We start from the raw sequence: 9,529 nt of genomic DNA on the forward strand, positions 1-9,529 counted from the left end.
ACGGCTCCAGCCTGGCCCACTGCGCGCTCGTCAGATCCCCACGTCCCACACGGTGATCATCACAGAGCTTGATCGACTTCTGAAACGCACCCTAGATCTCTTCCACGTTTCTCCTTCGATCGCCGTGGTGGCAGGGCCATGGAACCAGGCGCCGGCGGATTCCGCTCACGCGCTATCCCCTGCGGATCGAGGTCGGCGCCAAGCGACGCATCCACTGGGAGTACGCCAGGGTTACGCCGTTTTCGAACGAAAGCCCGGAAAAGCAAACCTGCGTACGGGCTCGTGGCAGGCGATGTCAGACCCCACTGCCACCATCCGGCCATGGCCCAGATCAGCCCCAAGCTCGCCCACGCCTACTTCACGGAGATCTCCGCGGGCTCCGCCGTCCCGCTGGACTTCGACGACCTCCTGCACATGATGGACCTGCGCCGTCACAACCATGTCGTCATCGGCGACATCGCGCTGCGCTGCTACAAGAACAAGTCGAAGTGGACGTACGACGAACGCGACATCCGCCGCGCCGCCCAGGAGTTCGCGGACTTCCCCCTGGACGTCGACGACGCCGTGGAGGTGCAGCTCCCTGCCTACCGCGACCACGACGAGCAGGACCCGGAGGACCGGGGCCGGACCGACTGGCGGCGGAAGATCGCGTCCTGGCTGTTCTGGCAGGCCCGCCACAAGCACCAGGAGGGGCGGCCCTACGAAGAGTGGGACGACAGCTGGAAGCGCATCGGCGCCGGCGGGCTGCCCGGCGAGCTGACCTGGGACGAATTCGTCGCGGCGCGCAGCGGGGCTCGGCTGCGGGAGAACATCGCCAATACCCGGCCGCTGGAGCTGATGACCTTCTCCGGAGGCAGTCTGTTCCTGCCGAGGGCCTATGCCGAACTCCTGGACCGGTGGGAGCAGGTGGAGGAGGACCTGGTTGCCCGGGCCCGGACCTGCAAGGCCTGTGCCGCTCGGGGCCCGCGCTGGGGTGGCTGGCGTACGCAGAGCCCGCTCGGCTACGTCACCCTGTGCCCGCCGTGCTCGGGAGCCGCCTTCCAGCGGTACACTAGTCACCTGCGTGGCGTGCCGTACGACTCGCCCCGCGTGCGAGGCACCCGCGCCGACGACTACCTGTGCCGCCTGTGCGCTGAGACCCGGGCGGCGGCCTGGGATCACTGCCATGACCACGGCTTTGTACGCGGGCCTCTATGCGGCAGCTGCAACACCTTCGAGGGCAAGAGCTCCCCGCGCAGCTTCCTGGAGCGGCAGGAAGCTGCCGTGCTGCACCTGCTGGAGTGCCGCGGCTGCCTGGAACGGCGGATCCTGCCCGGCCGGTACCACGTCGGCATCGCCCAGAAGCATCTGGAGGCGACCGAGCGCCATCGCCACCGCGGCCGCCGATGCCGACGCCAGACGTGGGTCAGGCACGTGGAACTCGCCCACGGCGCGCACCGCTTTGAGCTGGAATGCTGGTGGCACAGCGAGACGTGGACGAAGGACGTCACGGTGCCCGAGACCGTGGCGCTCGTACGGGACTTCGTCGGCAAGGCGCTCGCCGCCGCGCAGCCGGACACCGTGGTGCCGGCCGCGCGTGCCGCGTCGGACACGACGTCGCCAGTGTGAAAATCTGTGACTGAGTGCGCGCAAGCCGTTACGACGTAGCTGTTCCTGCTGACGACGTCACCAGTGGTAACGGAATCAGATCGGCCTCAATCGCTACCGCAGGGCAGGGGAACAGCGAACTCCTCTTCCCCTGCTATGAAGCGGTCTACGTCGCCGTTGTCGTTCAAGGCGAAGGTGATGACCTTGCCTTGGAACTGTGCTCCGCTCGGCGTGAAGACGAGTTCGTCCGTGTTTGGCTCCTTGATTTCCCCGGCGTATGTCGTCAGTACCTCGTCTCGTGTGCTGCCCCGATGGATTCCCGATGCGGTCGAGATTGACGCGGGTGAGAGGACAGAGATCGCGACGAGTCGGTCGTCGTTGCTGAAACGCAGCAGCAGGCCCTCCGGCCCCCCTTCGATGGACAGGTCCTTACAGTCCGGGCCGCCTGGCCCTTCGGGGATGCGGGATCCGATCGACTGCTCTGCTTCACTGCGGGTCATGCCCATTCGCAGGGGACCAATTCCGTTGACAGTGACGCGGTGTCTGCTCAGATCAGTCCGTTCGGGTTTCCTGGCATCGATCTCAGACTGCTTGACGAACCGGCTGCCATCCCAGCGCCAGGTGACGTGGCGGAGTATGGACGGGCCGGTGGCATGGCTGTCGCCGGGGCCGTAGAACTTGACGTCTGCGAGGAGGTGCCCCTTGCTGAACCTCACGGTGTCCGGTTGGTACTGCGGGGACAGTCCGTCGACCTGGAACGTTGGTGTGCGGCCGACCTCCCGACCGTCAGTCGTTCGGTAGACACGCAGCTCCTGGAGCCTGAAGTTGCTCGGCTGGGGGCTGCAAGAGAACAGCACGGCAGTCACATCACCGAGGCGCGGCACGGTACCCCGGGCAATTCGCTGAGTCTGCACCTCCCAGCGGTCATAGTCCCCGATGCCGCTTCCTCGCGCGGTCCCCTTGCCGTTGCGTACCGTGACCGGCACTGCCTTGCCGACGATGTCGTCACAGGTGAGGCCGTAAGTGCGGTTATTCCAGTCAACGTTGACTCTGGATGCCAGGAACGGCCCGCCCTGCGTAGTGGACCTACCGGAGTAGCAGTGAGTGTGGCCGGGGCACTTCGCCTCCTTCGGTGCATCCACCAGCCGGAGTGTCAGATCCAGGGTCCCGGCTCGGTAACCGGTGCCGCAGATCGGGTCACGGTGGTTGCACAGGCTCTGTACCCGATCGGGGAACGGAGGGTAGGGGGTACGCAGGCCGCGGCCGAGGATGACGGCCAACCCCTGCCCCTTTCCGGGGTCGTTCCACTGTGGGTCACCATACAGTTGCGCGGCGAGTACGAGGGGCCGGCGGCGAGAGTCGGTGAGCAGGAATCTGTCGACGACCCATGCCCCCAGGGAGTAGCCGACGAGCACGAACTTCGCGGACGGGCACTGTCTGACAGCCCGGTCCATGGCGCGCTGGACGGCCGAGACGCCTGCGTTCACATCCGGCTCAACCCCGGTCCGGCTCTTGGACGTCTTGTCCAGGAATTCCTGCGTCGTCACCTTGGGGAAGAAGATGAGATCCCGAATTGGTCGGGCCGTCTTCGCGGCGACCGCAGACTCGAACGTCTCCCAGGTCGCGTTGATGGGCAGAGAGCGCAGATCGCTCTCCTCATTCAAGCCGTGCAGGCCCAGGAAGTGAACCGGGCACGTAGTAGCTGCGGCGGCAGGCATGGGCGGCAGGCTCACGGAAAGTCCAGAAGGCACCACCAGTGCCGCGGCGAGGGCGATTCTTAAGCAGGCGCTCTGTGTCATGTCCGGTGGCTCCGTAGGTGCGGTCGGCCCACCCCGAGCTGGACCCTCGGACTCTTCCAGAACATCACAGCGCTCAGCGCCGTGCATCTCACGGGCCTGCACCGCCGGAGTCTGGTATCGCAGCTGAGACGGTACGGCTGTGCGGTTTCGTGATCAGTGGATTCGTGTGACTGAGGCTCTTCAGTCTGCGGCGCGCGGACAGCGTGCCGAGCGTGGTCATGCCCTCGGGCACAGCCTGGCGTACAGCCGCCCGTGCTCCGTTACCGGAAGAAGGATCACCAGCCGGACCGGGCAACTACTCTGCTCGCCAACTCTGACGCTCAGACCCGCCAACTCAGATGCTCATCCGCCACGTGGAGGGCTCAGTCACAACATCCGGCCCTTTGCGGCTGTTCGGGGAGGAGCTACAGATCGAACTCGAGGTGCTCAATGCCGGTGAAGCGGACCTCTTCCAGTTGGCCGGCGCGGCGGCCGCTGTCCTGGAAGTACACCTCCTTGAGCGCTTCGGCGGCGATCTCCTGCAGGCGCTGGTCGGTGGCGCCCTGTTCCTGGGCGTCGAAGAGGCGGGCGGCGTACTGCGGTGGCAGCGCGACGGTGAGGTGGCGGAGCCGGTCCTCGTCAGTCGAGCCGATCGGCGCGGTGTAGCCGATCCGGGCCCGGGTGTCGATGACGATGCCGCCGGTGGTCGCCGCCTTCTGCCGCGCCTTCGCGCGGATCTGCGGCTGCCACCGCCTCTTCACCTCGCGCTCCAGGCGCGCGGCGAGGTCCGGGCGCGGCTTCTTGATCTGGTCCTTCACGTACCGCTCAACGGTGCGCTGGGAGACCCGCAGCATCTGGGCGACCGCCTTGGTGCCCTTGAGCTGCTTGACCAGGTACCGCATCTGCGCACCCGCGCTCTTGGGCGCCGGGCGGGTGAACGCCTTCTGCACCGCGGCGTCCAGGCCGTCCCCGAACTGGCGCATCGCCCTTGCCGCCGCAGGTCGCCGACGAGGGAGACGAGCGGATCCGCGCCGCACTGTCCGGCCGCTCCCTGATCGCCCTGCTGAACGGCGCCAAGTTCCCCAAGGCCGTCGCGAAGATCACTGAGGACGCCGAGGAGCTGCTGGCGTTCTACGACTTCCCTGCCGAGCACTGGATCCACCTGCGGACCACGAACCCCATCGAGTCGACCTTCTCCACCGTCAAACTCCGCACCAAGGTCACCCGCGGCGCCGGCAGCCCGGCCGCGGCCCTGGCGATGGTGTTCAAACTCGTCGAATCCGCCCAGGCCCGCTGGCGCGCGATCACCGGCGCCCACCTCGTCGCGCTGGTCCGCGCCGGCGCCACGTTCGCAAACGGCGTCCTCGTCGAGCGGGAGCAGGCCACGGTGGCCTGACAGCCCCTGTCACTTGTCGCACCGCAAATGGGAGAAAGGGACCAGCCCATGTCCGAACCTACTGAGCCTTTTTCAACCTCACTCCCGGTGACGGTGTGGGGCGGTGATGGACTCAATGTGTTTTTGGCAGAGCTGGCGGAAGATTTTCGTGGGTGAACGGTGCCCGAACCTCGTGTTCCTTGGAACGAGATCTGACAGTCTCAGCCAAGCGCGTGGGATCCCATGTCCAACGGACATGGGGGCTGCACCATCCATTCCCCGGCGACAAGTGGCACTTCGAAGTCAGGACTGATCACGCCCCCGGAGAGGACATGCGACCTCGCCTTGGAGCTGCGCGGCTTCCTGGAGGCGGATCCGCTGGGATGATCCAAGGTGACTGACCGCTCGCATCCACCACGTACAACCCATGCCCACCAACACCGCGATGGCACAGCCGGGTTGGAAAGGGTTTATCTTCTCGGACATGGATCATCAGGGAGAGTTTCGTCGGGCAGCGTTTGAGTTGGGCATCCCGGACGACGAGGTCAGCAGGTTCAGCCAGCACCTTCGTTTGGCGATCGGGTTGTCCGGGGGTGGCGATGGTTCTCCGGTCGGGCACATCGGTGGGTTGCCCCGGCTGCCGGTGGGCATGAAGTGGCCGTCCGCCGGGGACCTTCCGTTGCCGTTGCTCCTTTCCGTCGATTGTGGGGCGCTGCCGAGGGTCGTCGGCTTCGACCTGCCGGCGGACGGGACGCTGCTCTTCTTCGTTCACCGAGAGATGGACTTTGGCGAATTGCGGGCCGATCCGGGGCAGTACGCGCGAGTCGTGTATGTACCGGACGGCACCGAAACCGCGGTCGCGGAACCCCCCAACTCCGCGTGTGTCAGCGAGCAGATCGACGTCTGCGCCGAGCTCAGAGCCGATCTGCCCCTTTGGCTCGAGGAAGGCGACGAGGACGAGGACTGGCACGAGTTCTGGGAGGATCTCGAGTGGGACGACATGTCGCCCTTCCAGCAGCAGTTGGCCCGGTACATGGAGCGTGAACTGCCGCACCTGGACGAACTTCGGTCTCTGGCCTACGGCCTCTGGTCGTCCGGCGCCTACCTCGTCATCGGCGGGTACGCCGATGACGAGGCGACGGTCGGCAGCATCACGGCGAAGACCCTCGCGAAGGGAGAATGGTTTTCCTATCTGGACGAGGACGCGCTCCAGCTGGCGAGCGAATGGATACCGCTCGCCAATGAAGGACGGGTCTACACGGAGTACTACACGAAATTTATGATCCGCCACGACGACCTGGCCGCCGCTCGGTGGGACAAGGCGCTAACCGTGACCAATTTCGAGGCCCCGTGACCAGGTTCGACGGAGTTTGCGGAGGAGCCTCCAGGCTTTGAGGGTGGCCATGGCCTGCTCGACGAGTGCGCGGATCTTCGCGTGGGACCGGTTGACGGCCTTCTGACCGGTGGACAGGGTCTCCCAGCGAGCCCCAGTAGGGAGTGCGGACGGTTCCGCCGGCACCCCGGTACGCCTTGTCCGCCCAGCACTTGATGCCGATTGTGGCGAGGGCGTCGACGACGCCGTGTTCGCGAGCCGCGCGGACGTCGTGGATGGCGCCGGGAAGAGCTGGTGAGGCCCACAGCAGTCGGCCGATCGGATCGGTGAGAATCTGCACGTTCATCCCGTGCTTCTTGTGTTTCCCCGAGTAGAAGGGCCGGTCCGCGGCGATGTGGTCGATGGGCAGGAGGGTGCCGTCGAGGATCACGAATGCCTTCGTTGATGCGGATTCTTGGAAATGGCCAGGGCTACTCCTCGCCTCACTTGCACAAGCCGTCAAGCGAGTGGGGACGTTCGACGAGCGGCGGAACGATGATGGCCCGGGGTGGTCCGCTCGCTCAGCGTCCAGGCCGCGACGGCCCGTCAAGGGCGCCTGCGGCGTCGCTTCCGGGTTTGCGATAGCAGGCGCCGAATTTCCAACAGAGTTGGGTCTGGCCTACAGAGACTCTTGCCGTCTCATAACACGGTATGCCTAACAGTGGTGGTCTGCAGGGATGCGACGATGATCTTCGTGTCTCATGAACGATCGTCTGTGTATACCGCGTCTGCGATACGGATCACCTGCTGCGGGTGGATCTTTGCCAACACCAGCAGGGGCGTCAGCCATGACCCCAGCGCGAATGCCCTCCCCAACAAGTAATCAGCCCGCGGAAGACCGACTGTCTTTGCCAACTCGGTCATTGCCTGCGCCTGCTGGTACGGGTTGGTGATAGTGCGGGCGATGTGCTCGGCATCGGCGGCCAGCGCGGCCGCCCGTTCACGGCCACCGGCCCTGGCCACCGCCCCGGCCAACTCGGTCAGCGCCCGCGCCCGCTCGCTCGGCTTGGCGAGGGAGCAGGCGAAGCCGCTTCGCGCCCGGATTGATCTCCATCACCGCCCGTCATGCGGGTCAGCACCGTGACGAGAGCAACGACATCCGCTTGCTTCGCAGGAATCGCGGCATCGCCGACCAGACGGTTGATCGTGTCTCGAGACGGGCTGGATTTAAGCTCGTCATCCGCAGCCACAGCTCGCGCCATCTCGTCCAGCGTCGGCGCCCCAGCCGCGACATACCCCTCGTAGACCAGACTTTTCAGCGTGCGCAGAGGCCCGGCGGGACCGCGGGCCGTGGAATCAGCCGATTCCCCCTTGCAGGTCTGCCCCCGCCCAACCCTGCTGTCGCCCCGTCGCGCTTCATCGCACTATCGTGCCCGCCCGAGCTCGAGCAATGCTCAGGACTTGTGGATCGGTTCCGGGAGGGCACGTGAAGGGCGTACCTTCCCGAATGATCCTTTGAAGGTCTCCGAGTAGGCCCGCGTTCGCAGCGCGGGTCGGGAAGGCACGCCCGTGCTCAGCGTAGTCACCGAGGACGGCTCCACCCAGTCCGGCTCCTTGATCGACGAGATCGTCCGCGAGGGCGCCCGCCGGATGCTGGCCGCCGCACTGGAAACGGAAGTCAATCAGTACATAGCCGAGTTGGCCGCCGAGACCGACGAGGCTGGCCGCCGCTTGGTCGTCCGCAACGGTCACCACCGTTCCCGGACCGTGGTCACCGCGGCCGGACCCGTTGAGGTGAAGGCGCCGCGGATCAACGACCGACGCGTCGACGAGCGGACCGGCGAACGCAAGCGGTTCTCCTCCAAGATCCTTCCGCCGTGGTGCCGCAAGTCGCCGAAGATCTCCGAGGTGCTGCCGCTGCTCTACCTGCACGGCCTGTCGTCCGGGGACTTCGTCCCGGCCCTGGAGCAGTTCCTTGGTAGCACGGCCGGCCTGTCGCCGGCGACCGTGACCCGGCTGACCAAGCAGTGGAGCGACGACCACGCCGCCTTCCAACAGCGCGACCTGTCGGACCGCGACTTCGTCTACGTGTGGGCCGACGGAGTGCACCCCAAGGTCCGGCTTGGCCAGGCGCACTCGTGCGTGCTGGTCCTGCTCGGCGTCCGCCTGGACGGCACGAAGGAGCTGGTCGCACTGGCCGAGGGGCTGCGGGAGTCCACGGAGTCGTGGGCCGACCTGCTGCGCGACTGCCGCCGACGCGGCATGCGCGACCCGGAGCTCGTGGTCGGGGACGGCGCGATGGGCCTGTGGAGGGCACTGGCCGAGGTGTTCCCGGCAGCACGGCATCAAAGGTGCTGGGTTCACAGAAGCCGTAAAGAATCAAGGTGCTGCTTTACACGTGCGGGCTCGTTGTCAGGGTATGGCGGTTCCGGAGGATGTCTGTTCTCAACTTCAGTGCAGATTCTCGGTGTTGTTGCCGCATCTGAACGAGCGGCAGCGGCGTCTGGCCCTGGCTACCGAGGCCAGGCTGATCGGGCATGGCGGCGTACGGGCGGTGGCAAGGATCGCGCAGGTCAGCGAGACGACCGTGCGTCGTGGAGTGTTGGAACTGGAAGCGGGGGCCGGGCCGCTGCCGGGCGGCCGGGTGCGTGCGCCAGGTGGGGGCCGCAAGCGGGCCGAAGCCAGCGATCCCGCCCTGCTCAAAGCCTTGTTGGGCCTGGTCGAGCCGGACGAGCGGGGTGATCCGATGTCGCCGCTGCGGTGGACGACGAAGTCGCTGCGGAACCTGGCCGAGGAGCTGACGCGGCAGGGGCACCCGGTGTCCGCGCCGACGGTGGGGCGGCTGCTCAAGCAGGAGGGCTTCAGTCTGCAGGCGAATGTGAAGACCCTTGAGGGCTCTCAACATCCCGACCGGGATGCCCAGTTCCGCTACATCAACGAGCAGGTGAAACAGCACCAGGGCGACGGCGAGCCGGTGATCAGCGTGGACACGAAGAAGCGGGAGCAGATCGGACGGCTGCCCATGGCCGGCCGCGAGTGGCGGCCCAGGGGCGAGCCGGTCGAGGTGGAGGACCACCACTTCTTCTTCAGCGGCCCGGACGTTCAGCAGGCGATCCCGTACGGGATCTACGACATCGCCCGCAACACCGGCTGGGTCAACGTCGGTATCGACCACGACACGTCGGTCTTCGCGGTCGAGTCCATCCGCCGCTGGTGGCGCTGTCGCGGCAGCCTCGACTACCCGAAGGCGTCACGGCTGCTGATCACCTCGGACGCAGGCGGCTCCAATGGCTACCGCTACCGGGTCTGGAAGAGCGAACTGGCTGCCCTGGCCGCCGAGACGGGCCTGACGATCACGGTGTGTCACTTTCCTCCTGGCACACAATGCCGTTGCTTGAACTCGTCAAGCAGTTCTCAGTGACGTTGGAGGAGCGCGGTCGTTGGGCCCGGCATGCATCCATGGGTGGGGTTGTCCGA

The 9,529-nt window shown here is 66.3% G+C and carries 7 protein-coding genes and 3 pseudogenes; 6 read left to right on the forward strand and 4 right to left on the reverse strand.

From position 1 onward, the window contains the following. Window positions 1-321 precede the first annotated feature (321 nt). Window positions 322-1,608: an endonuclease domain-containing protein gene (locus tag ABT114_RS49315; protein ID WP_351153645.1), complete on the forward strand. Its 1,287-nt coding sequence runs from the start codon at window positions 322-324 to the stop codon at window positions 1,606-1,608. An 86-nt stretch (window positions 1,609-1,694) separates the two neighbouring features. On the opposite strand, the gene ABT114_RS49320 is transcribed toward ABT114_RS49315, so the two are convergent. Both ABT114_RS49320 and tpg read right to left on the reverse strand, forming a co-directional pair. Further along, window positions 1,695-3,386: a cutinase family protein gene (locus tag ABT114_RS49320; protein WP_351153648.1), complete on the reverse strand. Its 1,692-nt coding sequence runs from the start codon at window positions 3,384-3,386 to the stop codon at window positions 1,695-1,697. A 404-nt stretch (window positions 3,387-3,790) separates the two neighbouring features. Then, the gene (gene tpg, locus ABT114_RS49325; RefSeq protein ID WP_351153651.1) at window positions 3,791-4,348 is read right to left on the reverse strand and encodes a telomere-protecting terminal protein Tpg; all 558 of its coding nucleotides are present in this window, start codon (window positions 4,346-4,348) and stop codon (window positions 3,791-3,793) included. An 86-nt stretch (window positions 4,349-4,434) separates the two neighbouring features. On the opposite strand from tpg, the pseudogene ABT114_RS49330 reads away from it, so the two are divergent. The 3 genes and pseudogenes from ABT114_RS49330 to ABT114_RS49340 all read left to right on the forward strand — a co-directional run. Further along, window positions 4,435-4,761: pseudogene (locus ABT114_RS49330) on the forward strand (transposase); the annotation flags it as partial. A 212-nt stretch (window positions 4,762-4,973) separates the two neighbouring features. Then, entirely contained in the window at window positions 4,974-5,141 is a 168-nt protein-coding gene (locus ABT114_RS49335; protein ID WP_351153663.1) for a hypothetical protein, read from the forward strand. A gap of 26 nt (window positions 5,142-5,167) precedes the next feature. Further along, a complete protein-coding gene (locus ABT114_RS49340) occupies window positions 5,168-6,094 on the forward strand; it encodes a DUF1963 domain-containing protein (RefSeq protein ID WP_351153654.1) in 927 nt (308 codons plus the stop codon). On the opposite strand, the gene ABT114_RS49345 is transcribed toward ABT114_RS49340, so the two are convergent. Together ABT114_RS49345 and ABT114_RS49350 are read right to left on the reverse strand one after the other, a co-directional pair. Then, complete coding sequence (locus ABT114_RS49345) at window positions 6,018-6,503, reverse strand: transposase family protein (RefSeq protein WP_351153657.1); 486 nt, start codon at window positions 6,501-6,503, stop codon at window positions 6,018-6,020. The genes ABT114_RS49340 and ABT114_RS49345 overlap by 77 nt on opposite strands. A gap of 308 nt (window positions 6,504-6,811) precedes the next feature. Next, window positions 6,812-7,087, reverse strand: a complete 276-nt coding sequence (locus ABT114_RS49350; protein WP_351153660.1) for a hypothetical protein — start codon at window positions 7,085-7,087, stop codon at window positions 6,812-6,814. Between the two features lie 534 nt (window positions 7,088-7,621). Here ABT114_RS49350 and ABT114_RS49355 point away from each other — a divergent pair. Together ABT114_RS49355 and ABT114_RS49360 are read left to right on the forward strand one after the other, a co-directional pair. Continuing rightward, a pseudogene (locus ABT114_RS49355) lies at window positions 7,622-8,419 on the forward strand (IS256 family transposase); the annotation flags it as partial. A 52-nt stretch (window positions 8,420-8,471) separates the two neighbouring features. Beyond that, window positions 8,472-9,434, forward strand: a pseudogene (locus ABT114_RS49360) (ISAzo13 family transposase); the annotation flags it as partial. Between the last annotated feature and the right edge of the window lie 95 nt (window positions 9,435-9,529).

Source organism: Streptomyces sp. NPDC002088 (assembly GCF_040296605.1).
Classification (GTDB): Bacteria; Actinomycetota; Actinomycetes; order Streptomycetales; family Streptomycetaceae; genus Streptomyces.